This is a genomic window from Nocardia gamkensis NBRC 108242 (assembly GCF_001612985.1).
Classification (GTDB): Bacteria; Actinomycetota; Actinomycetes; order Mycobacteriales; family Mycobacteriaceae; genus Nocardia; species Nocardia gamkensis.
The window spans coordinates 93,331-117,895 of the sequence record NZ_BDBM01000018.1 but is presented as its reverse complement, the minus strand read 5'-3'; the positions used below and the strand labels follow the sequence as shown (position 1 = coordinate 117,895).

Below are 24,565 nucleotides of genomic sequence, written 5' to 3'. Positions count from 1 at the left end.
GCGTCAGGGGCGGCGGCCGTGCCGGATCCGGAAGATCGCCCTGGCCACGCGGAGATGGCGCGGATGCCGATCGAACGTCGACAGGTTCACCGGCGCCTGGTACCGCTTGCGGGTGATGGCCAGGGTCCGGCTGAACTCCCGCAATCCCTGCTCGCCGTGGCTGTGGCCCTGGCCGTATTCGCCCACTCCGCCGAAGGGCAGTGCGGGAATGCCCGCGTAGGCGGTCGAGGAGTTGATGGTCACCACCCCGGCGCGCAGTTGCTCGGCGAACGCCTCGATCTCGTGCACGTCCCTGGTGAACACCGACACCGCGACATCGGTGCCGACCGCGTTGATCCGCTCGGCGGCTTCGTCCATGCTCGCCACCTTGTTCACGATGAGCACCGGGCCGATGCCCTCGCCCGTGATCGCGATGCTCTCCTCCGGCACCTCGGCCAGCACGATCGGTTCGATGTAGGGGTCGCGGATCGAGTCGAGCCCGCCGACCACCGCGCGGCCGCCGCGGGCCACCGCGTCGCGCACCTGCCTGCGCACCACGTCGACCTGCGACTCCATGATCATCGGGCCGTAGGACGCCTTCCGGTCCGCGCCCGGCCGCAGCTTGCGGGCCTGCTCCGCGACCAGGTCGAGGAAGCGGTCGTACACCGACTGGGCGACGTAGGCCCGCTGGATGCCGGTGGCGTTCTGCCCGGCGTTCGCCATCGCACCGAACACGGCGGCCTCGGCGGCGTCGTCCAGCTTGGCGTCGACGTGCACGACCATGCTGCCCTTGCCGCTGCGCTCCACCACGACCGGCGTCATGGTCTGCGCGCACACCGAGATCACCTCGCGCGCGTCCGCCTCGGAACCGGCGTAGGCGATCTTGTCGACCTTCGCCCGGCACAGCGCCGTACCGGTGGCAGTGTCTCCCGTGACCACTTGCAGCACCGGCTGGTTCGGCGCGAGCCGGGACCAGCTGTCGGCCAGCCATACGCCGACGCCGGTGGTCAGTTCGTGCGGCTTGAACACCACGGCGTTGCCCGCCGCCATCGCGTAGGCGATCGAGCCCATCGGGGTGAACACGGGGTTGTTCCACGGGCCGAGCACGCCGACCACGCCGAGCGGCAGATAGCCGACCGAGGCCCGCTGGTTGCGGGTGAGCCAGCTGGAACCGATGCGCCGCCGGTCCAGCGCGCGTCCTGCGTTGCGCGCGGCCCAGTCCAGGTTCTCCACCGCGAGCATCACCTCGATCGCGGCGTCCGCCTCCGGCTTCCCGGTTTCCTCGCACAGTAGGGAGACCAATTCACCGGAACGCCGGGCGATTTCGCGTTTCCAGTCCAGCAGCCACCGCTTCCGGTTGCCGAAACCCAGCTCCGTCCACCATTTTTCGGCCGAGCGAGCCGCGCGCACCGCGCGATTCAGCTCGGCGGCACCCATTACGGCGTAGTTGCCCACGACCTCGCCGGTGCGCGGATCATAGGACGTCAGCACGTTCGTTCGGCCCGTTCCTCCCGGACGCGCCGCCAATCGTGGCTGCGCGGACTCGGCCATGATCACCTCTCGCAGTGTCGAAACCGGCGTGCGGACCACTGAACGGGCCCACAGCCGCGGACGAGTGAGTGTTTTCCCCCGCAAAGCAGACTATGGTCTGGCGCGGCGGGCCGACAAGGCTCGGCCGTCGGCTCGTGGCCCGCACCGGATCGCGCTCACCAGCGTGGATCCCTTGCGCGGCCGACGGGCAGCGAGAAATGTGAGTAAGGACACAATGGGCGCACGCTGCTGCGGGTACCACGCGCGACGCGAGCCCCGCGCGATCGGGCCGGTAACATCACGCCGAGCGCGACGGATCACCAATCCGAGCGTGCGCCTGCGCTCTGGCGACCTGGTCGCCGCACCGGCCGATAGTGGAGAGTTGATGCCGAGTTCCAACCAAGCAGATTCGCATGCGGGTGACCCAGCGGTCCGGGCAACGGACGTCCGCAAGTCGTTCGGCGATGTGCATGCACTGCAAGGCGTCAGCTTCGTCGCCGAACGCGCCTCCGTCCTCGGCATCCTGGGGCCCAACGGCGCGGGCAAGACGACCATGGTGAAGGTGCTCTCCACGCTGCTGCGTCCCGACTCCGGCACCGCCGTCGTCGCCGGGTACGACGTGCTGAAGGACCCGGCCGGCGTGCGCCGCTCGATCATGATGACCGGTCAGTACGCGGCGCTGGACGAGAACCTCTCCGGGCGGGAGAACCTCGAGCTGTTCGGCAGGCTGATGGGCTTGGGCAAGGCCGCGGCCCGCAAGCGTGCCGACACCTTGCTGGAGGAATTCGACTTGGTGAGCGCGGGCCGCCGCGCCGTGCGCCACTACTCGGGCGGCATGCGCCGCCGCGTCGACATCGCGTGCGGACTGGTGGTGCGCCCCGAGGTGGTGTTCCTGGACGAGCCGACCACCGGCCTCGACCCGCGCAGTAGGCAGGGCGTCTGGGACCTGGTGACCGCGCTGAAGACGCAGGGCATCACGGTGCTGCTGACCACGCAGTACCTGGAGGAGGCCGACGTCCTCAGCGACAACATCATCGTGATCGACAAGGGCACGGTCATCGCCGAGGGCACCGCCGACGAGCTCAAGGAGAAGACCGGCGGCAGCTACTGCGAGGTCGTTCCGCTGGATCCGAAGAAGCTGCGCACCGCCGCGTACGCGCTGGGCGATCTGGTGCCCGCCGCGGTAATGGCCGACCTGAACGGCGGCGACCGCCTGTCCATCCCGGCGCCGGAGGGCGCCGCCACGCTGACCGAGGCGCTGCGCAGGCTCGACAGCGCCGGCGTCGACTTGGCCGACATCGCGCTGCGCCGCCCCTCGCTCGACGACGTGTTCCTGTCCATCACCGGCCATTCGGGCGGCCACGCGTGACCGCTGCGACAGCCCCGGAGCACGTCCGGGCCGATGTGATGTTGTTCGCCGAACTCCCCGCGGCGCGGCTGTCGTCGTTCGCCCAGTGGCGCGCGCTGACCGGCCGCATCGTCCGCACCATGGCGACCAAGGGCGAGCTGATCGTCGCGATGATCACGCCGCTGATCTTCACCCTCGGTTTCTACCTGCCGCTGCGCTACGTGATGAAGATCCAGGGCGTCGACTACGCCCAGTACGTCATGCCGATCATCGTGTTGCAGACCATGGCCTTCACCATGATGTCCAACGCGCAACTGGCCGCCTTCGAGGCGATGACCGGCCTGAGCACCCGCCTGCAGACCATGCCGATCGGGATTCTGGTGCCCTTCACCTCACGCATCTGCGCCGGTCTGGTCCGTTCGGTCACCTCGCTCACCGCGGCGGTGCTGTTCGGGCACCTGATCGGCTTCCGCTTCGTTGCTGGCGTCGGCCAGGCCGTGCTGTTCTGCGCGTTCTCCCTCGCGGTCGGCACGGTGCTCGCGATCGGCGCCGATGGGCTCGGCAGTCTGACCAAGAGTCCGGAATCGCTGAGCCAGGCGCTGACCCTGCCGACGCTGATCTTCGGCATGCTCTCCTGCGGGTTCGTGCCGGAACGCAACTTCCCGGAGTGGATTCGCCCGTTCGTGCGCAATCAGCCGATCTCCCAGTTCTCCTTCGCCTTGCGCGACATGGCGGCCGACGGGGTGACCTGGCAGGTGCTGTGGGTTCCGCTGGTGTGGGTGATCGGGCTGGCGGCGGCGTTCGTCCCGCTGGCGATCTGGGCGAGTGTGAGGCGGTCATGAGTTCGGTGGAATCGACCGTGGAGCGCACCGCCGACCGGGCCGATGAGCCCGAGTCCCGCGCGACCGAACCGCTGCCCGTGGTCCGGGCGCGGCCGGAAGGGTCGCTGGTCACCTGGGTGGCGCAGAGCCTGATCCAGTGCAAGCGACTGCTGCTGGTCTGGGCGCGTGATCCGGCGACGACCATCCAGACGCTGGTGTATCCCGCGCTGACTCTGGTGATGTTCTACATCGTGCTGAACAAGCCCGTCTCTGGAGCCACCGGCATGCCCGCCGTGTACGGCACGGTCCCGCTGTTGACCTTGGTCGCGGCGATGTCCGGTGCGGTGGTCAGCGCCCTCGGCTTCAAGACCGAGAAGATGACCGGGCTGCTCGGCCGGTTCTGGACGATGCCGGTGCACCGTGCGGCCGGTTTCACCGGACGCCTGCTCGCCGAGGCCATCCGCGTCCTGGTGACCACGGCGTTCGTCGTGGCGGTCGGCCTGCTGCTCGGTTTCCGGTTCGGTCAGGGACCGGTCGCGGCGCTGGCGCTGATCGGCATCCCGGTGCTGTTCGGAGTCGCGTTCGCCGTCCTGGTCACCGCGCTGGCCACCGTGTCCGAGGGCGTGATGCTGGTGAACATCATCGGCATGATCAGCACGCTGCTGATGTTCTTCAACTCGGGGTTCGTCCCGGTCTTCGCCTACCCGGTCTGGTTGCAGGACGTGGTGGCGAATCAGCCGATGAGTTGCGCGATCGACGCGATGCGCGGGTTGTCCTACGGCGGGGCGGTGGCCGAGCCGCTGCTCGAGACGCTCGCCTGGACGATCGGGATGATCGTCGTCTTCGCCTACCCCGCGGTCAGGGGATACCGGCGGGCCGCGGAGACGGGGCCCTAGCCACCTGTGTGCCGCCCGCCGGCCCGGTCACCGGGTCCGGCGTTCGGCCTCTTCCCGCGGTTCGGCGAAGTCGTAGTCCAGCCAGCGGTCCCGATTCCGCCAGCCGACCAGGTCGTAGCGCCAACGGAACGGCCAGGTGTGCGCGACCGTGCCGAACAGCACCGCGCCCAGGGCGGCGTAGTCGTCGTGCGCGGTCAGCAGGGCGCGCTGCCCGCGCGGGGAGGCGCTGAAGAACGCGTCGAACATGGCGATGGATTGTTCGGTGGTGAGGCGGCCGAGGCCGTAGAGGCCGCGCATCCGCATCCAATACACCAGTCGCGCGCGCGGCGGCCAGAGCGCGGCGATCGGGTCGCGGCCCTGGCACAGCGCGGTGATCGCGGTGTCGACCAGCGCCAGTGAGTCGGCGACGCTGTAGCCCGTGCACGGGTGCATCATGCCGCCGCGTGAACCGAACGGGATCGCGCGCGCCGCGCCGCGCCGTGGCGGCGGCTGGTCGAGCGGATAGTGCGCCGCCTCGCTCGGTTCCGCGCCGGTGAGCCGGATGCCGTGCGCGGCGAGCCGGTGGAGCGTGCGTTTGTGCAGTTCGTGCTGCGGCATGCCGCCCCGCAGGCCGAGGCTGGTCTCCTCGAAGATCACCGTTCCGTCGCCGAGCGGCACCGCGTAGAGGAACGACGGCGGCTCCTGCGGCCCCGCGCCGTTCTCCGGCCGCCAGTCCAGCAGCAAGCCCTCGCCGTCGCCGATCATCGGCGCGGCCGTCTCGGCGTCGACGAAGATGCCGTGCGCGCTCGCGGCCCGGCGGCGGCCGAGCGTGGGCAGCCCACGGGTGTCGAACACCGCGCTCGCCCGGTGCACCGCGCCGTCGGCGAGTTCGACCTCGCGCGCGTCCACCCGGGTGGCGCGGCCCGCGACGACCGTCGCGTCGTCGAGCGGCAGCGCCGCGTGCAGGCCCGGCTTGGACAGCACGCAGTAGGGCCGGTCGATGCGATGCTCGGTCTTCGTCCAGACCGTGGGCGCGGGAATGGTGGTCGCGATGACCGTGGACGGCAGCCACTCCGGCAGCTCGTCGACCCAGCAGGAGAACGTGGGCGGCCACAGCCGATCGGGGCGGGGGTCGATCGCGGTCACCGACAATCCGGCGCGCATGGCGCGGTGCGCGAGCGCCCGCCCGGTGGGGCCGAGCCCGACCACGCACACATCGACTTCCCGGCCCGCGCTGACACCCATACCGGCATTCAATCCGCTCGGCCGATGCGAGCGCAACTATTCGTGGCATGCGAGCCCGAATAATTCGGGTCTCGCATTTTCCGGATCGAGCCGATCGGGTGGGAATCGCGTTTTCGCGCATGCCCCCAGAATCGGTGGCCCAGCAACTTCAGTCGTGAATCGGCTCGACGCGCACCATAGCCTGGGTTCGGAACGCGACGCGTTCCGGGATTCGGGATAAGGGGAGTCATGAGAGGAAGCCACCTCCGCCGGTTGGTGTTGCCGGCGGCCGTCGTCGGCGCCGTCGCATCGGCAATGGTTTCGGTGTCGGCGCAAGCGACGCCCGCGGAGTCTTCCATCGTTTCCGTGCAGGAGCACGATGCGCGGAACCTGACATTGACGGTGCATTCCGCCGCCATGGATCTCGATATCCCGGTGGAAGTGCAGCGCGCCGCGGACACGAGCGTTCCCCGGCCCGTGTTGTATCTGCTGCTCGGTGCGGCCGGTGGCGTCGACGGCTCCACCTGGGCCACGAAGACCGATGCGATGCAATTCCTCGCGGACAAGAACGTGCACGCGGTCACGCCGATCGGCGGCATGTTCAGTTATTACGCGGACTGGCAGAAGGACGACGCCAGGCTGGGACGCCAGAAGTGGAAGACCTTCCTGAGCAGCGAACTGCCTCCGCTGATCGACTCGTACCTCGGGACCAGCGGGCGCAATGCGCTCGCGGGGTTCTCGATGTCGGGGACCACGACCCTCGCGCTCGCCGCGACCACGGGTGATCTGTTCTCCAGCGTGGCCGCCTACAGCGGTTGCGCGCAGACCAGCGATCCGGTCGGTCGCGAGTTCGTCCGGCTGACGGTCGAGGAATGGGGTCTCGCGGAAATGGACAACATGTGGGGGCCCGCGGGCGACCAGCAATGGGTGGCCAACGATCCCTACGTGCAGGCCGAGGGTCTGCGCGGAAAATCCATCTACATCGCCAGTGGTAACGGCATGCCCGGTGTCTACGACCAGTACGGCGGAAAATATTCGCTGAACGGTCCGTGGGGTTTCGCCAATCAACTGGTGGTCGGCGGCGTCATCGAGGCGGCCACCAATTATTGCTCGCACAACATGAAAGACCGGCTGGACGGCCTCGGCATTCCGGCGCGATACAACTTCCGCCCGGAAGGCACTCATTCCTGGGGTTATTGGGAGGACGCGCTCAAGGACTCGTGGCCGACTCTCGCCGGTCCATTGGGAATCTGATTCGTCGGGATAAAGAGATGCCTATTCGCTCCCGGGCCGCGCGAGTCGTCGGTCTGCTGTTGGTCGCGGCCTGCGCGGCACTGTCGCACGCGCCGAGCGCGGGCGCCGCCCCAGAGACACCGGCGCTGGACGGCGCCAACGATTGGTCGTGCAGGCCCACCGGGGCACGGCCGGAGCCGGTGGTGCTCGTGCACGGCTCGGGTACCGATATCGGCCGCAGTTTCCCCCTGCTCGCGCCTGCCATCCGGGCCGAGGGGCATTGCGTTTTCGCCGCGAATCTCGGTGCCGCTCCGGGTGTGGTCGACGCGGTGAGCGGGCAGTCCGGCTCCAGTTCCACCGGCATCGGGCCGATCGGCGCGGCATTGCTGGGTCGGGCGGTCTATGGCGTGGCCGACATCGATCGGATGGCGGTCGAACTCGCCGAAGTCGTGCGGTCGGTGCGGGAGACCACGGGTGCGAGCCGGGTGGCGCTGGTCGGCCACTCCACCGGCGGCACCGTGATCCGGCAGTACCTGCGCGCTCGCGGCGCGGAGGCGGTGTCCCGGGTGGTGACGCTCGGCACCCCGTACCGGGGCACGACCTGGGACGGGCTGCGCGCGGGCTACCCGGATCTGGCCGCACTCGGCTTGGGCAACGCGCAGATCGCGGCACAGGTCTTCGGAACTCCGGGGCAACAGCAGGTGGTCGGGTCACCGCTGCTGAACCGGCTGAACACAGGGGGCGAGACCGTGCCCGGTGTCCGGTACACGGCCATCGCCTCCCGTGCCGACCGGGTGATCACGCCGCAGGACACCGCCGTGCTCGCCGCGCCCGCCGCCGCCGACCGCAACGTCTGGCTACAGGACGGATGCCCCGGCAACACCGCCGACCACAGCGGCATGCTGGAAGACCCGCGCGCCGCCGCCGCCGTGCTCTCGGCGCTCGCCGGAGACCAGCGAGCGTTGCCCTGCTGATCCCGACTCGGGCCGGACACGATCATTCGAGACGAAGATGGAGAACCGCGGTGGGTCTCGGCATTACCTGTAGGGGCCTGCGCCGCGAATTCGCGGGAGTCGTCGTGGTCGACGACGTGACATTCCGTGCTCCCGCGGGCCGAGTCACCGGAGTGGTCGGACCGAACGGCGCGGGAAAGACGACCCTGTTGTCGATGCTCGCGGGTCGATTGCGGCCGCACCGAGGCCATTTGCGCGTGGAGGACGCCGATCCGAGCGTCGAACCATGGGTGGTCCGATCCAGGGTCGGCTGGGTTCCCGACGTGTACGAAGGCGCCGAGACCTGGTCGATCCGGGAAGTGGTGGAGTATTCGGCGAAAATCGCCGGTCACACCGGAGCCGCGGCCGGCGAATTCGTCGATCGGGCATTGCATCTCGCACGTTTGGCGGATTCGTCTTCGACGCCCGTTCTCCGTCTCTCCCGGAGCGAGAAGAAGTGGCTGGGGCTGGCCGCAGCGCTGGCCGCCGGTACCGCCGCGCTCGTGCTGGACAACCCGACGGCCGACTTGGACGCTGAGGGTCGCCGCTATCTGTCCGGGATGTTGCGAGCCTTGGCTCAGCAGGGTATGACGATCATCGTTTCGGCTTGTGCCGAAGACGAACTCGCCGGATGCGCGGACGAGATACTGCGCATCGCTCACGGTCGAGTAGTCGCCGCCTGAAGGCTCGATTCCGGCGCATCCGATCCCGCGCGGAGCGCGTTCCCGGGCGCCCGCGCGGCTTTCGCACGCCGATCGTCGGCCGCGACTATTTGGGCGTAACCCAGGTGGTGATGTCCGCGTGCACGACCTCCAGGCCGTGCTTGTCGTAGATCGACACCGGCACCACGATCTCGCGGCCCTCGGTGACGGTCGCGAAATCCGGGAGTTCCGGCAGCTTCGCGACAGCCCGCAGCGCGGTCTCGGCTTTGGCCAGGTACTGCACGTTCATCGCCTTGGGAATCCACCGGTGCGTCGAAGGCACCGTCGCCTCGCTGAGCATGCCCATGGCGACCTCGGCCAGATTGCACGCGGCGATGGCGTGGAAAGTGCCCAGATGATTGTGGATTCCGAACCACTTCGGCGAGGTCACCTCGCACAGCCCCGGTTCGAGCCGCACCACGTTCGGCAACACGGTGCCGAAGTAGGGCACCCGAGCCACCATCCCGAGCGAGAACAGGGCGTGCCCCAGCCGGTTGTCGGGCAGCTTCTTCCACCCGCGGTAGGTCGCGGTTTCGTTCGCCATACGCGTATCTTACTCAAAAGTAAGTTTCGCGACACCCCACCGATTTGAAGTGACTCCCTGGGGTCGTGCATACTGTTCGGGTTGCCCTGCACCGGGCCATGTCTGTTTCCCAGTGAAACGGGTGGTCGGGCGGGGCGAGCAGTACCCCATCGTGTACCTCGCCGGGTTTCCGGCGTGGGTACGTCCGGGACAGTGTTCCAGGTCTGAGGCGCAGTGCGATCCGAGGCCGAGGAATGAGCGGACGGGCGACACGCCCGACCGCGTGGACCGGAGAACCATGACAGATGAACAGCGGCGAGATCGGGCATGCCCGGTCATGAGTCTCCACTGTGTCGGGATCGAGCCCGAGCGAGGGCCCTGCGTGGTAACGCAGGCTGCCTCCTCCGGGCCTGACCCACTCGGGCTGGGACGTCTTCGTGTGTTCGGGCTGTGCAAATGAGGGTGGTCCAGCGGACCGGCGTAGCCGGCTTCCGGATCACGAAGGAAAGCGGAGAAAAGGACACTTAGCGTGGCGGGACAAAAGATCCGCATCAGGCTCAAGGCCTATGACCACGAGGCGATCGACGCATCGGCGCGCAAGATCGTGGAGACGGTGACCCGCACCGGGGCACGCGTCGTCGGCCCGGTGCCGTTGCCGACCGAGAAGAACGTGTACTGCGTCATCCGTTCGCCGCACAAGTACAAGGACTCGCGCGAGCACTTCGAGATGCGTACGCACAAGCGCCTCATCGACATCCTCGACCCGACGCCGAAGACGGTGGACGCGCTCATGCGCATCGACCTGCCGGCCAGCGTCGACGTCAACATTCAGTGACGGGGACTCGAGACATGACTGACAACAAGAACAGGCCGGCCGCCGGCATCCTGGGCACCAAGCTCGGCATGACCCAGGTCTTCGACGACAAGAACCGCGTCGTTCCCGTGACCGTCATCAAGGCCGGGCCGAACGTCGTCACCCAGATCCGCACCGAGGAGCGCGACGGCTACAGCGCCGTCCAGGTCGCTTTCGGCGCCATCGACCCGCGCAAGGTGAACAAGCCGGTCTCCGGCCAGTTCGCCAAGGCCGGTGTCACCCCGCGCCGCCACGTCGCCGAGATCCGCGTCGCGGACGCCTCCACCTTCGAGGTCGGCCAGGAGATCAGCGCCGACGTGTTCGAAGAGGGCAGCTACGTCGACGTCACCGGCACCAGCAAGGGCAAGGGCTTCGCGGGCACCATGAAGCGCCACGGCTTCCGTGGCCAGGGCGCCTCGCACGGTGCGCAGGCCGTGCACCGTCGTCCGGGTTCGATCGGTGGCTGCGCCACCCCCGGCCGCGTGTTCAAGGGCATGCGCATGTCGGGGCGGATGGGTAACGACCGGGTCACCACGCAGAACCTCTCGGTGCACAAGGTCGACGCCGAGAACGGCCTGCTGCTGATCAAGGGAGCGATCCCGGGTCGCAAGGGCGGCGTCGTGATCGTCAAGAGCGCCGTGAAGGGTGGTGCGCACGCATGACCAGCTCAGCTGTGAACACTGAGAAGAAGTCTGCAAATCTGACGCTGCCGGTCAAGGAGATCGGCGGCAAGACCAACGGCACCGTCGATCTCCCCGCGGAGATCTTCGACGTGACCGCCAACATCGCGCTGATGCACCAGGTCGTCGTGGCCCAGCAGGCCGCGGCCCGCCAGGGCACGCATGCGACCAAGACGCGTGGCCAGGTCTCCGGTGGTGGCAAGAAGCCGTACCGGCAGAAGGGCACCGGCCGCGCCCGCCAGGGTTCGACCCGCGCGCCGCAGTTCGCCGGTGGTGGCACCGTGCACGGCCCGCAGCCGCGCGACTACACCCAGCGCCTGCCCAAGAAGATGAAGGCCGCCGCCCTGCGTGGCGCCCTGTCCGACCGGGCTCGCAACGAGCGCATCCACGTGATCACCGAACTGGTGGCCGGCCAGACCCCGTCCACCAAGACCGCCAAGAGCTTCCTGGCCGAGTTGTCGGACCGCAAGAAGTTCCTGGTCGTGGTGGGCCGCGAGGACGTCGCCGCGTGGAAGAGCCTGGCGAACCTGCAGAACGTGCACCCGATCGCCCCCGACCAGCTCAACACCTACGACGTCCTCAACAGTGACGACGTGGTGTTCAGCGTCGAGGCGCTCAACGCGTTCGTGCACGGCCCGGCCGAGGCTGCACAGGAGGAGAGCAAGTGACCACCATCGCCGACCCCCGCGACATTCTGCTGGCGCCGGTCATCTCCGAGAAGTCCTACGGACTGATCGAGGAAGGCACCTACACCTTCCTGGTGCACCCGGACTCGAACAAGACGCAGATCAAGATCGCCGTGGAGAAGGTCTTCGGTGTGAAGGTGACCAGCGTCAACACCGCCAACCGTCAGGGCAAGCGCAAGCGGACCCGCTTCGGTTACGGCAAGCGCAAGAGCACCAAGCGCGCGCTCGTGACCATCTCGGCCGACAGCAAGCCCATCGAGATCTTCGGAGGCCCGGTCGCGTAAGCGCTCGGGAATCCAGAAAGTAGAGAAGAACTCATGGCAATCCGTAAGTACAAGCCGACTACGCCGGGCCGTCGTGGCGCCAGCGTCTCGGACTTCGCCGAGATCACCCGGTCGACCCCGGAGAAGTCGCTGCTGCGCCCGCTGTCCAAGTCCGGCGGCCGCAACGCCCACGGCCGGATCACCACCCGGCACCGCGGTGGCGGGCACAAGCGCGCCTACCGTCTGATCGACTTCCGTCGTTTGGACAAGGACGGCATCCCGGCCAAGGTCGCGCACATCGAGTACGACCCGAACCGCACCGCGAACATCGCGCTGCTGCACTTCGTGGACGGCGAGAAGCGCTACATCATCGCCCCCAAGGGCGTGACGCAGGGCACCCGCATCGAGTCCGGCCCGACGGCCGACATCAAGCCGGGCAACAACCTGCCGCTGCGCAACATCCCGACCGGTACCACCATCCACGCGGTGGAGCTGCGTCCGGGCGGCGGCGCCAAGCTGGCCCGCTCGGCCGGCATGAGCATCCAGCTGCTCGGTAAGGAAGGCCCCTACGCCACGCTGCGTATGCCCTCCGGTGAGATCCGCCGCGTCGACGTGCGCTGCCGCGCCACCGTCGGCGAGGTCGGTAATGCCGAGCAGTCGAACATCAACTGGGGTAAGGCCGGCCGTATGCGCTGGAAGGGTCGCCGCCCCACGGTCCGTGGTGTCGTCATGAACCCGGTCGACCACCCGCATGGTGGTGGTGAGGGCAAGACCTCCGGTGGTCGCCACCCGGTCTCGCCGTGGGGTCAGCCGGAAGGCCGCACCCGCAAGCCCAACCGTCCGAGCGACAAGCTCATCGTCCGCCGTCGCAAGACCGGCAAGAAGCGCTGAAGGAGGAGGTAAGAAATGCCACGCAGCCTCAAGAAAGGCCCGTTTGTCGACGACCACCTCCTCGCGAAGGTGGACGTGCAGAACGAGAAGGGCACCAAGCAGGTCATCAAGACCTGGTCGCGTCGTTCGACCATCATCCCCGATTTCATCGGGCACACGTTCGCGGTGCACGACGGCCGCAAGCACGTGCCGGTGTTCGTCTCGGACAACATGGTCGGGCACAAGCTCGGTGAGTTCGCGCCGACCAGGACGTTCAAGAGCCACGTCAAGGAAGACCGGAAGAGCAAGCGGCGATGACGACCACCGAGACTCAGAACCCGACTGCGCGCGCGACCGCCAAGCACGTTCGCGTGACCCCGATGAAGGCACGCCGTGTCGTGGACCTGGTCCGCGGCAAGCGCGTCGAGGACGCCCTCGCCCTGCTGAAGTTCGCGCCCCAGGCCGCGAGCGAGCCGGTCGCCAAGGTCGTCGCCAGTGCCGCCGCCAACGCCGAGAACAACCTCGGCCTGAACCCGGCCACGCTGGTCATCTCGACCGCCTACGTCGATGAGGGTACGACCCTGAAGCGGTTCCAGCCGCGTGCCCAGGGCCGTGCGTTCCGCATCCGCAAGCGCACCAGCCACATCACCATCGAGGTCGAGAGCATCCCCACCGCCGGTGGATCCACTCGTAACCGCCGGAAGGGAGGGGCAAAGTAAATGGGACAGAAGATCAATCCCCACGGCTTCCGCCTCGGTATCACCACCGACTGGAAGTCGCGCTGGTACGCGGACAAGCAGTACGCGGACTACGTGAAGGAAGACGTCGCGATCCGCAAGCTCCTGGCCACCGGCATGGAGCGGGCGGGCATCTCCAAGGTCGAGATCGAGCGCACCCGTGACCGCGTTCGGGTGGACATCCACACCGCGCGTCCCGGCATCGTGATCGGCCGCCGCGGCGCCGAGGCCGACCGCATCCGCGCCGAGCTGGAGAAGCTCACCGGCAAGCAGGTGCAGCTGAACATCCTCGAGGTCAAGAACCCCGAGTCGGATGCGCAGCTGGTCGCCCAGGCCGTCGCGGAGCAGCTGTCCAACCGTGTGGCGTTCCGTCGCGCGATGCGCAAGGCCATCCAGTCGGCCATGCGTTCGCCGAACGTCAAGGGCATCCGTGTGCAGTGCTCGGGCCGCCTCGGTGGCGCCGAGATGTCGCGCTCGGAGTTCTACCGCGAGGGTCGGGTGCCGCTGCACACGCTGCGCGCCGACATCGACTACGGCCTCTACGAGGCCAAGACCACCTTCGGTCGCATCGGCGTGAAGGTCTGGATCTACAAGGGCGACATCGTCGGTGGCAAGCGTGAGCTCGCCGCCGCTGCCGCCGCGCCCGAGCGTCCGCGCCGGGAGCGGCCGAGCCGTCCGCGTCGGTCCGGTTCCGCAGGCACCACCGCGACCAGCACCGAGGCCGGGCGCGCCGCCACCGCGGTGGCCGACGCGCCGGCAGAGACACAGGAGGGCTGACGCATGCTGATGCCTCGCAAGGTGAAGCACCGCAAGCAGCATCACCCGGGTCGTTCCGGCATGGCCAAGGGCGGCACCTCGGTGGCGTTCGGCGAGTTCGGCATCCAGGCGCTGGAGCCGGCGTACGTCACCAACCGGCAGATCGAGTCGGCGCGTATCGCGATGACTCGCCACATCCGCCGTGGCGGCAAGATCTGGATCAACATCTACCCGGATCGCCCGCTGACCAAGAAGCCCGCCGAGACCCGCATGGGTTCCGGTAAGGGTTCGCCGGAGTGGTGGGTCGCGAACGTCAAGCCCGGTCGCGTGATGTTCGAGATGAGCTACCCGAACGAGGAGACCGCTCGTGAGGCCCTGCGCCGCGCGATGCACAAGCTCCCCATGAAGTGCAGGATCGTGACCAGGGAGGAGCAGTTCTGATGGCTACCGGAACACCGGCCGCAGAGCTCCGCGAGCTCACCGAAGAGGAGTTGGTGGCCAAGCTGCGCGACTCCAAGGAAGAGCTGTTCAACCTGCGCTTCCAGATGGCGACGGGTCAGCTGGACAACAACCGTCGTCTGCGCGTCGTCCGTCACGAGATCGCGCGCATCTACACGGTCATGCGTGAGCGCGAGCTCGGTCTGGCCACCGGACCCGCTGGCAAGGGAGATGCCGCATGAGCGACAAAGTAGAAGGGCAGCGCGGCACCCGCAAGGTGCGTGTCGGCTACGTTGTCTCGGACAAGATGAACAAGACGATCGTCGTCGAGCTGGAAGACCGCCACCGGCACCCGCTCTACGGCAAGATCATTCGCACCACCTCGAAGGTGAAGGCGCACGACGAGAACGAGATCGCCGGCATCGGCGACCGCGTTCAGCTGATGGAGACCCGTCCGCTGTCGGCCACCAAGCGCTGGCGTCTGGTCGAGGTCCTGGAGAGGGCCAAGTAAGCCCTTCCACGGCGTGAAACCCGAAGGCCCGCTTCCCGTTCCGGGAGGCGGGCCTTCGCCGTGTCCGGGCATGTCCGAATTTCACGGAATCGCGGTGGAGTACCCCTCGATGGGTACTGTCGTGGTTGTGTTGCGTGCGCCGATCGAGCACGCCGCAAGCAGGCTCGTGGCCTGACCGATACGGCGAGCGAAGGCCGATGTGGAGGTGTGAGCGGTGGCATATGGGACTCGACCCGGCCGGCCCGATGACCGAACGCTGCTGCGGGAGCATCTGCTGAGGACGCGGATCGCGGGGGATGTCGCGACGCCTCGGGAGGGGAATCTCTCGAATTATCGCAAAATGGTGGACAAAGATCCGGGGTACCAGTTCGGCCTGACGCTGAAGGATTGGACGTTCGCCGAAACCCTGGAGATGATGGCGCGTCTGTGCGGGGTCGACCCGGACCCCCGTCATCGGCGGGGTCCCGACACCATCGACGTCGACCTCACCCTGGACGCGCTCGACGCGATGGGGGCGCGGATCGGCCAGGCGGCCCGCCGTCAGGAGACCGTGATCCTGGCGACCGGGCATCCCCACACGCTCTTGGGCGTCTATCGTGCCGTCGAGGATGCGTTGCGTGCGGCGGGGTGCGTGGTGCTCGCGCCCGCCGCCGGATGGTCATACCGGGTCACCACCCGTTTCGGACCGCAGAATCGCGAAATCATCTACACCTCGGGTGTTGCCGCGCTCGGCACCGACGGCAGGCTGGAACACACGCATGACCCGCACCCGATGCGGGCGATGCTCCGGGAGTTGCGCGATGCCGAGCCCGACCACTGGCCCGACCTGGTCGTCGCCGACCACGGGTGGGCCGGTGCGGCGGGGGAAGCGGGCATCGAAACCGTCGGTTTCGCGGACAGCAACGATCCCGCCCTGTTCGCCGGACACGCCGAGGGAAAGATCGCCGTCACGGTGCCCCTCGACGACGGCATCCGCCCCGACCACTACCAGCCGTTGACCGCCTACCTGCTCGACCGGGCGGGTCTGGGCCGGTGACGTCAGCGCGAATTCCGCCGGTCGTCGTCGGCCATGTCGCGGACTATGCGATCGAGCTCGGAATGCCTCGGGTACCAGCCTAATTCGGCTGCCGCCTTGGCCGGGTCGCTGACCAATGCGGCCGGTTCGGGCGCAGGTGGCCGATGGATCAGCTGGATTCGACGGCCGGTCTGTTGTTCGACGGCGGCGACGACGTCGAGGATGCTGCTGCCCTGCCCACTGCCGATGAGGTACCGCTCGAACCCGCCCGGCGGTGTCTGCTCGAGGCACGCGACGAAAGCGGCTGCGGCATCGTCGATGTGCAGGTAATCGCGTACCGCGCTGCCGTCGCCGTTCACCTCCAATGCCGAACCGTTCAGGGCGGCGGCGAACGTGCGGGGAATCAGGCGCGTGGGGTCGGGGTCGGCGCCGCCTGCCACGTTCATCAAACGCAGTACGGCAGCCGACAAGCGTCCGGTGCCCGCCTGTGCGTGGAGCGCCCACTCGGCGGCCAGTTTGCTTGCCGCGTAAGGGTGCGGCGGTGCGTCGGGCAGGCTCTCCGTCATCGGCTGAATCTCCGGAGTCCCGTGTATCGAGCCGGTCGAGGCGAAGACGATCCGCGATACCCCGGCCGCGGCCATGGCCTCCAGCAAGGCGATGGTCCCGCCCGTATTGACGCGAAAGTACCGCAAGGGTTCGGTCATCGACTCGCGCGCGCGAGTGAGCCCGGCAAGATGGCACACCGCCTCCGCGCCGTCCAGCGCCTCGCGCAGCGCGGCGTCATCCAGCAGGTCGGCGACTCGCACCGCCGTCCGCGAGGGCGAAACGCGCTTGCGAACCATCGCGATCGGCTCGTGCCCGGCTCTGCTCAGCAGGTGAACGACCGCCCGGCCGAGGTAGCCGTTCGCTCCTGTGACGAGAACACGCACCACACGATCTTGTCACCGAGTTAGGGAGCGCTGTTGCTGATGGCGAATATGACGACTCTTCTGGTATCAGCGATGATACCATTGGGGTATGGCCTGGACCATGCGATTGCCGGAAGACGAAGAGTCGGCGCTGAATGCGCAAGCGGATGCCGAGGGGCGCTCGAAACACGAAATCACTCGTGATGCGGTCCGGGCGTATCTCATGCGCCATCGCAAGTGGGAGTCGCCATTGCTCAGTGACGACGAGACTTTCGATCTAGGCGGGCCCATCGGCAAGGATGACATCCGTAATGCGATGAACCGACCCGCATGATCGTCATCGCAGACACCTCGGGAATCCTCGCGCTGTTCAATCGTTCGGATCCTGAGCACTTTGCGGTGCGCCGGGCTGCGGATTCGGCGAGCGCCATTGTCGTCAGTCCGTTGGCGCTGACGGCGGTGCATCATGTAGCAAGCGCTCGGGCCGGACGCAAGGTGGCCGATGGCATCCTCGCTTTGATAGCCGACCGAGTATCGACGACGCGGATCGTCATCTCAGGCGTCGACGCGGCGCAGTTGCATACTGCGGTCGATGTCCGTGGAAAATACGGCAACCTGAATCTGGACCTGGTAGACGCTGTGTGCGTAGCGCTGGCCGACGAATTCGATACCGACACCATTCTCACGCTCGACCGGCGCGATTTTCGAACCTTGCGTCCACTCGGTCGCTACTCCGCGTTCCGGATATTGCCGGACGATTGGCGCTCCACTACCTAGATGTGCCGATGTTCGGTCGGCGCCGGGTCCGCGCCTGGGTTCGGGATGAAGTCCTGACCGACGGTCTCCGTGGTTGGCTGGGGTAATGGGTCGGGCGGGCGCGGTTGGCGGCGGTGCGTTGTTCGTTCGCGGCGACGACGTGTTGCTTGTGCACACGACATGTGGCAACGGGTGGGATCTGCCGGGTGGGTATGCGGAGTCGGGGGAGGGGTCTGTGGCGGCCTGCAGGCGGGCGGTAGGTGAGGAGCTCGGGATCGACCGGGTCGCTCGTCGGCTGCTGGTGCACGACTGGGCACCGAATCCCGGTGAGGGTGACAAGGTCTCGTACGTCTTCGATTGCGGCGAACTCGGTGCCGATGAGCCAGCCATCCGACTGCAGAAGTCGGAACTCGACGCCTGGTGGTGGGTGGCGATCGGGGACGTCGTGGTCCCGCGTTTGGCTCGGCGTGTGCGGCATGCGCACTTGGCGCATATCGCTGGTTCCCCGCGTTACCTCCACCATGGCCGTCCGCTCGGGCGGGTCGATCGGCCGAGCACTGTTCGGCCCGCACCAGGCCGGGCGATGATAGGTCTTGCGCTATACGTATACATCTACTTATAGTGAGACGGCGGCTCGGTCAGTCTGGAAACATGGATTTCGCGCTCGGAGAGGCGGATTCGAAACGGGCCGGTCTGCGGTAGACGCATGGCTGGATGCGCACTGATCTATGAAACGGGGAAAATGATGACGACCGATCCGAACGACCTGAGCGGGACAGGCACTGTCGAGGAGCGGGAATCCGGCGTCACCGTCGTGAAAGCGCCCGCCGAGCCGGGTGACCTCCGCCAGATCGTGTTGCGGGTGGGTCCGGGCGGCGGGCGCAAGCAGCGGTTCGTCGGCAGGCTGCTCGGTGAGTCGCGGGAGTACGACAAGGCCGGGATGAACGTGGTGCGCGTCTACGTGAGCCGTAAAGGCAAGTATGTGGTGCACCGGCGGGAATCGAACTGGCGCGAAATGTTCGCCGCGATCGACTGGACCGACTGGAAGAATTGGCGCGAGCTGCTGGGGGTCGGCGGCGGTGAGCGCGAATGGGGTGACTACACGGTGGAGATCGTGGACTCGCCCGCTGAACTGGACGGCCGGATTCCGGAGCACATCTACCGGACGGTCGTCGATATCGCCGAGAACCCGACCTCGCAAGACCTTCAGATCTGAGACACCGCCGCTTTCGGCGATTCCGGAAAGGATCTCTTCGCAGATGTTCGCACGACTGGGGGCCGTGGTCGTCCACAATCCGTGGAAGGTGATCGGCCTGTGGCTGCTGCTCACCATCGCGGTGGTGGCCGCGGCGCCGGAACTCAAATCAACGACAGACCAATCCGCCTTCCTGCCTTCCCATTACGAGTCCATTCAGGCATTGGAGCTACAGCAGAAAGCTTTCCCGGACAGCTCAGCTCCCGCGGCGATCATCGTGTTCGCCCGCGAGGACGGCACGCCGTTGACCGACGCGGACGCGGCTTCGGTCGTGTCGATCGGCAACGACCTGCGTAACGCGCAGATCAAGGACGTCATCGGCATGCAACCGACGCCGCCGTCGGAGAACCGCCTGATCCAGATCATCGCGGTGCAGATGACGAAGGTGACCAATCCGAACGACACCACCCAAGGCGAGGCGGTCAAGGCGCTGCGAGCCAAGCTGACCGAGCGCGTCGGCGACACCGAACTGAAGGCGGGCATCACCGGCCAGGCGGCGCAGGTGCTGGACCAGCGCGAATCCGGCGACAAGGGCATGGCCATCATCGGCATCGCCACCGTCGTGCTGATCCTTGTGCTGTTGCTGATCATCTTCCGCAGCCCGGTGATCGCGTTGCTGCCGATCGTCGTGATCGGGGCGGTCTCCAGCATGGTCAACGGATTGATCGCCGTGGTGGCCAAGGCCTTCGACCTGGAGATCGACGCATCGATCAGTGCCATCCTGGTGGTCGTGCTGTTCGGTGTCGGCACCGACTACATCCTGTTCCTGATGTTCCGCTACCGCGAACGGCTGCGTGCGGGCGAGGATCCGAAAACCGCCATGGTCAGCGCCGTCACCCGGGTGGGCGAGGCGATCACGTCCGCGGCGGGCGCGGTGATCATCGCGTTCATGGCGCTGGTGCTGTCCACGCTCGGCATGTTCCGCGCCATGGGCCCGGCACTGGCGATCGCGGTGGCGATCGCGCTGGCGGCGGGGCTGACGCTGGTTCCTGCGGTGGTCTCGCTGCTGGGCACCAAGGTGTTCTGGCCGTCCAAGGCGTGGCGCACCGAACCGAAGGGCGCGCGGTTCACCGCCCTCGGCAACGCGCTCGGTCGTCGGCCCGCTGTGTTCGCCGTGGCCTCCGGCGGTGTGCTGGTGGTGCTGGGGATCTTCGCCCTCGGCTTCCACCCCACCTTCGATCTCAGCTCCGGATCGACCTCGGAGGCGTCGGAATCCGTCGTCTACAGCAAGGAATTGGTCAAGGGATTGCCCGCCGGGACGACCCAGCCTTCGGATGTCCTGTTGCGATCCGACGGTGCGTTGACCGCCGAGCAGCTCACCGCCTACCGCAACGAGTTGGCCGGTGTGCCCGGTGTGGGACAGGTGGCCGAGCCGAAGTTGTCCGCGGACAAGACGATCGCCGACTTCGCGGTGACGCTGAATGCCGCGCCGGAGTCGGATTCCGCGCTGGACACCGTCAAGGGGCCGCTGCGCGACACCGCGCACTCCGCGGCGCCCGCAGGTACGACCGCCGCGGTCGGCGGTTTGACCTCGGTGTTCGTCGATTTCCAGGACGCGATGGCGCGGGATTACGCGATCGTCTTCCCGGTGGCGGCGATCCTGATCATGATCGTGCTCGGGTTGTTGCTGCGCAGTCTGGTCGCGCCGTGGTATCTGATGGCCTCGGTGTTCCTCGGCTTCGCCGCCACGCTCGGCGCCGCGGTGCTGGTGTTCCAGCACTTCCGGGGCGAGACCGGCTTGATCTTCACGCTGCCGGTGATCATGTACCTGTTCGTGGTCGCGCTGGGCACCGACTACAACATCCTCATGGTCGCCCGGCTGCGGGAAGAGGCCCGCGAGGGCAACGAGCCGAAACAGGCCGCGGCACTGGCTCTGCGGCACACCGGACCCACCATCGCGGCGGCCGGCGTGATCCTGGCGGGAACGTTCGCGTCGATGATGCTGGCGGGTAACAACGTGCTCGCGCAGATGGGCTTCGCCATCTCGGTGGGTATCGCGATCGCGGCATTCGTCATGGCCATGTTCTTCACGCCCGCGCTCACGGCGATCATCGGGCACAGGGCGTGGTGGCCGGGTCATGGTGATCAGAAGCCCGAAGGTTCGGGAACCGGCGCTCGCGTCGTGGAGCCCGCCGTCGGCGTGAGCCGATCGGAATAGGAGCCGCTGGGCACGGGTGATCCACCCGGAACAGAGCTGTGCACCCGGATCCACCGGGTGCACAGCTTTTTCGGTGGGGAACGGTGCTAGGTCGTCGGAGGAAACTCGCCCGCGACTCCGGCGGGCCGAAGCGACCGGCCGTCGGGCGGCGCTCAGCCGATGGCCGCGTAGGGGCGGTGGACTTTGAGCGCCGAGTCCAGCACGCGAGTGACCGCGGAGCGGGAGACGCCGAGTTCGTTCGCGATGGCGGGGGTCGAACCGCCCTGATCGGCGAGTGTCAGGATCTCCCTGACCTCCTCGATCGGCAGGGCGGACAGGCGCCGGTCGGTGATGGCCCGCGCGATCGCGGAGATCTCGTCGTCGTCGGTGTCGGCTTCCTCCGGCTCGGTGGGGAATTCGTCGTCCTCGTCATCGGCATCGAGGATCGGCATCGGTTCGACGCGCGGGTGCGTGGGCTGGGGGGTTTCCTCGAGGGCCAGTTGTTCGCTCTCCGCGTCGGCGGAGCGGTCGTTCTGCTCGGCGGACGTCGACTTTCCGCGTTTCGCCGCGCGCGGGGCGGTGGCGTTCGGATGCACCTGTGCGGCGGTGTCGGCGGTGGCGGCGGGCGGTGTGCGGGTGAGTTCGGTGGAGCGCGGGTGCCGGGCCACGTCGTCGCCGCGATGTGCGCGCTCGATCGAATGTTCGCTCGGATGGGGGTTCGCGTGCGGGGGTGTCGCGGTATTCGCCCGTGCCGACCGCTCGTCGAAACCGAATCCGGCGTGCAGGTCATCCAGCGAGATCTGCTGGGCCGCACCGGGCTGCGCGGGTTCGAGACGCGGCTTCCGGCTGACGGGCGCAGACGCTTCCGCTCCGGTGATCGCGGCATGCTCGGCAGCGACCGGGAAGGACTGTGCCGCTTCCGGGTCGGCCGCTCGGCTCATGTGTACGTCGGTGCGGACATCCGAGACGCGATCGTCGATCGACGCGACCGGCTCGGAGGACGGCTCCTCTCGGCCGCTGACAACGGACGGAGTTGCACTCTCGTCGGCAGCGTGGGTGCCCAGGTGGTCTTCCGCGGCGAGGGAAGCGGTGTGCCTGTCGACCGGAAGAGGATGCGGACTGATGTCGGTGGTGTGACCGTTGGTGATCGGACGGACGTTGTGCCCATTGCCTGCGGGAGCGGCAATGGTATGGCCGTTGATGCCGTGGACGCCGGTGATCTGCCCGTGGGGAGCATCGCCGTTCGCGAGGAACGCGGCGGTGTGGCCGTTGGGGGTGGGCCGAACCGGATCACCGTTGGCCCGCAAGTGCTGCACGTTGGTCTCGGCCGGGGCGCCGGCGGTGTGGTTGTCGGCGGCCTGCGGGGAGAGTGCATTGCCATTGGCAGGGGCAGCAGCGATGTCGGCGGACGGTCGAACAGTGTTTCCGTTGATCTGCGACGGGTGTGCGTTGCTGTCGCCGGGGCGCTCGACGTTGCGGCCGTTGGCGTTGGGAGTGCTGGGGACCTGCTCGGGAGCAGCTTGGCCGGTGGTGGCGGGGAATCCGACGGTGTGGCTGTCGGTGGTCGGGTGGAGTGTGTGTCCGTTGATCTGCGCGGATTGGGCGTTGCCGTCGGCGGTGTGGCCGTTGGTGGCCGGATGGACGGTATGTCCGTTGACGCGCAGGTGGTGCGCGTTGCCGTTGACGGGGGAATCGCTGGGCTTCGCATCGACCGGCCGGACGGTGTGGCCGTTCACCGAGAGGTCGGGAGTGTGGCCGTTGACTGTGGTCTGGAGCGGGCGGGCGGTCGGGGCCTGCGGAAATGTGGCACCGTTCGGGCTGGGGACTACCGCATAGTTGTTGGTGGAACGCTCGTCGGCCGCGGAAGCGGGAGAGGGCATGCGCGCTTCGCCGTTCACGGGGTTCGCCGACGCGCCCGGCGCGTGGTCGGCCACGGACTGCTCGAATCGGTGACCGTTGACCGAGTGGCCGTTGTGCGGCGAATCGATGGGGTGACCATGGGTGGGCCTGACAGGGATGTCCGAACCGGTGGACTCGTCGCGCCGGACATCACGGTGACCACCGGTCGGGTCGACCGGAGCGGAGCGCTGGTGAGCGTCGAGTCCGCGATGATGCACATCGGGGTCGCCCAGCCGGTCCGCTCGGACTCCGAGCACCGCGTCGTGTTCACCGTGGCCGCCGTTCACGCGGGCGGTGCTGGTCTCTTCCCACGGAAGCCGGCCGCCGTTCGCCGCTGCGTCGAGCGTGTGAAAGCCGCCATCCGGCGTGCCCGCGGCAGGGTGCGCGTCGACCCGGATCATCTGCCGGTCGCGCTCGATCACCGGCGCGCCGTCGATCAGCACCGCGTACCGCGCGGCCACCCAGGCGTGCAGCCAGATCACGACGCCGACCATCACCGGCGCGATGGCGTACTCGGCGGCGCGGCCGAGGTCGCCCGCGGCGAGGTGCGGTCCGGTGTTGAGCGCGACGGTGGTGCCGAGCAGCGCCGCCTCGAAGAAGAGCACCTTGCCGCGGGCCAGCTCGCGGCCCCACCGCGCCGCGGTCGTGGCCGCGACCATGATGGTGATGATCGGGATCGAGATCATCGCCTCGATGCCGTAGCTCAACCAGTACAGCGGATCGGACATGTCGCCGCTGGGCACCAGATTGTGCTGCACGTTGACCCCGGCCCACACCATGCCGAGGACGACGACCGCGATCAAAGCGCGCGACGACCACTCCGCCCGCCGGTAGAGCTGCGCCAGGCGCGCGTCCTCGCTGGAGGCCCGCCGTCGCGCCGCCAGCGCGCGCCGGTGCCAGCGGTCGTCGGCTTCCTCCGAGCGGCGCAACGCCGCCGCCGACTTCCGATCACGCTGCTCGGCGGCCAGCTCCGCCTCGATTTCCCGGCGCCGCTGCTTGCGTCGCTGCGCACGAATCCATTCCGCGAGTTCGCGCTCCGCGGTGATCTCGCGTTCGGACAGCACTTCCAACAGTGCCGGATCCAATTGCAGGGGCAATTTGCCGCGCGCGGTCTCGACTTGCTGTGCCAGCGCGGCAATCTCGGAACTACTGTTCGAGGGTTCGTCGGGCATCGCGAGCCTTCCCAAGAGCAGGTGTCATGTCGGGTGGTGGAGACATGAGTGCTCGAACATATGTGTGATCGGAGTGAGACTAAACCGACCTCTGCTCGTGGTCAATGTGACGGTCTCCGGGCCGAAGGCGACACGCCGAACAGGCGAAATTCATGGCCTTGCTCGAAAATCCGGATGAGCGGCGCTTTCATCGGCGCCCTCCGCGTGTCGAAATTCAGTTCGAATCGGCGCTTGGCAAACACACGGAATCTTCCGCACCCTATCCCTCAGCCGAACACCGACACACCCGACAGCCGCGGTGTTCCCACCGAACGTGCCGGAACCGATCACCCGATCCTGCGTAAGCCCCGGATCCGCATTTTCGACCCTCCCGCGCCAGCGCACCTCAACTCCCGGTTCCGAG

At 67.7% G+C, this 24,565-nt stretch carries 27 protein-coding genes and 1 pseudogene; 23 read left to right on the top strand and 5 right to left on the bottom strand.

Going from position 1 to position 24,565, the window contains the following annotated elements; all coding sequences use genetic code 11:
- Positions 1–3 precede the first annotated feature (3 nt).
- Entirely contained in the window at positions 4–1,530 is a 1,527-nt protein-coding gene (locus NG1_RS17005; RefSeq protein WP_084498990.1) for an aldehyde dehydrogenase family protein, read from the bottom strand.
- Positions 1,531–1,894: 364 nt separating this feature from the next.
- Here NG1_RS17005 and NG1_RS17000 point away from each other — a divergent pair, with 364 nt between their 5' ends.
- Genes NG1_RS17000 through NG1_RS16990 form a run of 3 tightly spaced genes read left to right on the top strand, consistent with a single transcriptional unit; the run spans position 1,895 to position 4,574 of the window.
- Positions 1,895–2,878, top strand: coding sequence for a daunorubicin/doxorubicin resistance ABC transporter ATP-binding protein DrrA (locus tag NG1_RS17000; RefSeq protein WP_062971956.1), 984 nt, complete (start codon positions 1,895–1,897; stop codon positions 2,876–2,878).
- Positions 2,879–2,916: 38 nt separating this feature from the next.
- Positions 2,917–3,699 carry an ABC transporter permease gene (locus NG1_RS16995; RefSeq protein ID WP_062971954.1) on the top strand — a complete coding sequence of 261 codons (783 nt, stop codon included), beginning with the start codon at positions 2,917–2,919 and terminating at the stop codon, positions 3,697–3,699.
- Positions 3,696–4,574: an ABC transporter permease gene (locus tag NG1_RS16990; RefSeq protein WP_062971953.1), complete on the top strand. Its 879-nt coding sequence runs from the start codon at positions 3,696–3,698 to the stop codon at positions 4,572–4,574. Before NG1_RS16995 ends, NG1_RS16990 begins: the two co-directional genes overlap by 4 nt.
- Positions 4,575–4,601: 27 nt before the next feature.
- Here the strand turns inward: NG1_RS16990 and NG1_RS16985 are convergent, their stop codons facing one another.
- Positions 4,602–5,798 carry a lycopene cyclase family protein gene (locus tag NG1_RS16985; RefSeq protein ID WP_062971951.1) on the bottom strand — a complete coding sequence of 399 codons (1,197 nt, stop codon included), beginning with the start codon at positions 5,796–5,798 and terminating at the stop codon, positions 4,602–4,604.
- 228 nt (positions 5,799–6,026) lie between these two features.
- On the opposite strand from NG1_RS16985, the gene NG1_RS16980 reads away from it, so the two are divergent.
- Genes NG1_RS16980 through NG1_RS16970 form a run of 3 tightly spaced genes read left to right on the top strand, consistent with a single transcriptional unit; the run spans position 6,027 to position 8,685 of the window.
- On the top strand, positions 6,027–7,031 hold the full coding sequence (locus NG1_RS16980; RefSeq protein ID WP_062971949.1) for an alpha/beta hydrolase: 1,005 nt from the start codon (positions 6,027–6,029) through the stop codon (positions 7,029–7,031).
- 17 nt (positions 7,032–7,048) lie between these two features.
- Positions 7,049–7,984: an esterase/lipase family protein gene (locus NG1_RS16975; RefSeq protein ID WP_062971947.1), complete on the top strand. Its 936-nt coding sequence runs from the start codon at positions 7,049–7,051 to the stop codon at positions 7,982–7,984.
- 50 nt (positions 7,985–8,034) lie between these two features.
- Positions 8,035–8,685 carry an ATP-binding cassette domain-containing protein gene (locus NG1_RS16970; protein ID WP_062971945.1) on the top strand — a complete coding sequence of 217 codons (651 nt, stop codon included), beginning with the start codon at positions 8,035–8,037 and terminating at the stop codon, positions 8,683–8,685.
- 85 nt (positions 8,686–8,770) lie between these two features.
- Here NG1_RS16970 and NG1_RS16965 read toward each other — a convergent pair whose 3' ends face one another.
- Positions 8,771–9,247, bottom strand: a complete 477-nt coding sequence (locus tag NG1_RS16965) for a hotdog fold domain-containing protein (RefSeq protein ID WP_062971943.1) — start codon at positions 9,245–9,247, stop codon at positions 8,771–8,773.
- A 508-nt stretch (positions 9,248–9,755) separates the two neighbouring features.
- Here NG1_RS16965 and rpsJ point away from each other — a divergent pair.
- From rpsJ to NG1_RS16905, 12 genes and pseudogenes are all read left to right on the top strand, one after another.
- Positions 9,756–10,061, top strand: coding sequence for a 30S ribosomal protein S10 (gene rpsJ, locus NG1_RS16960; RefSeq protein ID WP_003938093.1), 306 nt, complete (start codon positions 9,756–9,758; stop codon positions 10,059–10,061).
- A 14-nt stretch (positions 10,062–10,075) separates the two neighbouring features.
- Positions 10,076–10,741 (top strand): 50S ribosomal protein L3, encoded by a 666-nt coding sequence (gene rplC / locus NG1_RS16955; protein WP_062971941.1) that lies wholly within the window; start codon positions 10,076–10,078, stop codon positions 10,739–10,741.
- Complete coding sequence (rplD, locus tag NG1_RS16950) at positions 10,738–11,427, top strand: 50S ribosomal protein L4 (RefSeq protein WP_062971938.1); 690 nt, start codon at positions 10,738–10,740, stop codon at positions 11,425–11,427. Before rplC ends, rplD begins: the two co-directional genes overlap by 4 nt.
- On the top strand, positions 11,424–11,729 hold the full coding sequence (rplW, locus tag NG1_RS16945; protein ID WP_029923608.1) for a 50S ribosomal protein L23: 306 nt from the start codon (positions 11,424–11,426) through the stop codon (positions 11,727–11,729). The genes rplD and rplW overlap by 4 nt, the downstream gene beginning before the upstream one ends.
- 33 nt (positions 11,730–11,762) lie before the next feature.
- Positions 11,763–12,599 carry a 50S ribosomal protein L2 gene (gene rplB, locus NG1_RS16940; protein WP_040864840.1) on the top strand — a complete coding sequence of 279 codons (837 nt, stop codon included), beginning with the start codon at positions 11,763–11,765 and terminating at the stop codon, positions 12,597–12,599.
- A 15-nt stretch (positions 12,600–12,614) separates the two neighbouring features.
- On the top strand, positions 12,615–12,896 hold the full coding sequence (gene rpsS / locus NG1_RS16935; protein WP_039795442.1) for a 30S ribosomal protein S19: 282 nt from the start codon (positions 12,615–12,617) through the stop codon (positions 12,894–12,896).
- Positions 12,893–13,297: a 50S ribosomal protein L22 gene (rplV, locus tag NG1_RS16930; protein ID WP_040864841.1), complete on the top strand. Its 405-nt coding sequence runs from the start codon at positions 12,893–12,895 to the stop codon at positions 13,295–13,297. The genes rpsS and rplV overlap by 4 nt, the downstream gene beginning before the upstream one ends.
- Entirely contained in the window at positions 13,298–14,092 is a 795-nt protein-coding gene (gene rpsC / locus NG1_RS16925) for a 30S ribosomal protein S3 (RefSeq protein ID WP_040774085.1), read from the top strand.
- Positions 14,093–14,095: 3 nt separating this feature from the next.
- Positions 14,096–14,512, top strand: a complete 417-nt coding sequence (gene rplP / locus NG1_RS16920; RefSeq protein ID WP_040864842.1) for a 50S ribosomal protein L16 — start codon at positions 14,096–14,098, stop codon at positions 14,510–14,512.
- The gene (gene rpmC, locus NG1_RS16915; protein ID WP_040864843.1) at positions 14,512–14,751 is read left to right on the top strand and encodes a 50S ribosomal protein L29; all 240 of its coding nucleotides are present in this window, start codon (positions 14,512–14,514) and stop codon (positions 14,749–14,751) included. The genes rplP and rpmC overlap by 1 nt, the downstream gene beginning before the upstream one ends.
- Before the next feature lie 20 nt (positions 14,752–14,771).
- A pseudogene (gene rpsQ / locus NG1_RS16910) lies at positions 14,772–15,020 on the top strand (30S ribosomal protein S17); the annotation flags it as partial.
- Between the two features lie 214 nt (positions 15,021–15,234).
- Complete coding sequence (locus tag NG1_RS16905) at positions 15,235–16,056, top strand: phosphatase (protein WP_174315475.1); 822 nt, start codon at positions 15,235–15,237, stop codon at positions 16,054–16,056.
- A gap of 2 nt (positions 16,057–16,058) precedes the next feature.
- Here NG1_RS16905 and NG1_RS16900 read toward each other — a convergent pair whose 3' ends face one another.
- Entirely contained in the window at positions 16,059–16,964 is a 906-nt protein-coding gene (locus NG1_RS16900) for an NAD-dependent epimerase/dehydratase family protein (protein ID WP_084498989.1), read from the bottom strand.
- An 88-nt stretch (positions 16,965–17,052) separates the two neighbouring features.
- On the opposite strand from NG1_RS16900, the gene NG1_RS16895 reads away from it, so the two are divergent.
- The 5 genes from NG1_RS16895 to NG1_RS16875 all read left to right on the top strand — a co-directional run bounded on the left by NG1_RS16895 (position 17,053) and on the right by NG1_RS16875 (position 21,112).
- The gene (locus NG1_RS16895) at positions 17,053–17,277 is read left to right on the top strand and encodes a ribbon-helix-helix domain-containing protein (protein WP_062971934.1); all 225 of its coding nucleotides are present in this window, start codon (positions 17,053–17,055) and stop codon (positions 17,275–17,277) included.
- Positions 17,274–17,720, top strand: a complete 447-nt coding sequence (locus NG1_RS16890; protein WP_062971932.1) for a type II toxin-antitoxin system VapC family toxin — start codon at positions 17,274–17,276, stop codon at positions 17,718–17,720. The genes NG1_RS16895 and NG1_RS16890 overlap by 4 nt, the downstream gene beginning before the upstream one ends.
- A gap of 85 nt (positions 17,721–17,805) precedes the next feature.
- Entirely contained in the window at positions 17,806–18,321 is a 516-nt protein-coding gene (locus NG1_RS39050) for an NUDIX domain-containing protein (RefSeq protein ID WP_063910363.1), read from the top strand.
- 123 nt (positions 18,322–18,444) lie between these two features.
- Entirely contained in the window at positions 18,445–18,915 is a 471-nt protein-coding gene (locus NG1_RS16880; RefSeq protein ID WP_168434220.1) for an EXLDI protein, read from the top strand.
- Between the two features lie 43 nt (positions 18,916–18,958).
- Positions 18,959–21,112, top strand: a complete 2,154-nt coding sequence (locus tag NG1_RS16875; RefSeq protein WP_062971930.1) for an MMPL family transporter — start codon at positions 18,959–18,961, stop codon at positions 21,110–21,112.
- Between the two features lie 152 nt (positions 21,113–21,264).
- Here the strand turns inward: NG1_RS16875 and NG1_RS16870 are convergent, their stop codons facing one another.
- Positions 21,265–24,162, bottom strand: a complete 2,898-nt coding sequence (locus NG1_RS16870; protein WP_062971929.1) for a helix-turn-helix domain containing protein — start codon at positions 24,160–24,162, stop codon at positions 21,265–21,267.
- Positions 24,163–24,565: the final 403 nt, after the last annotated feature.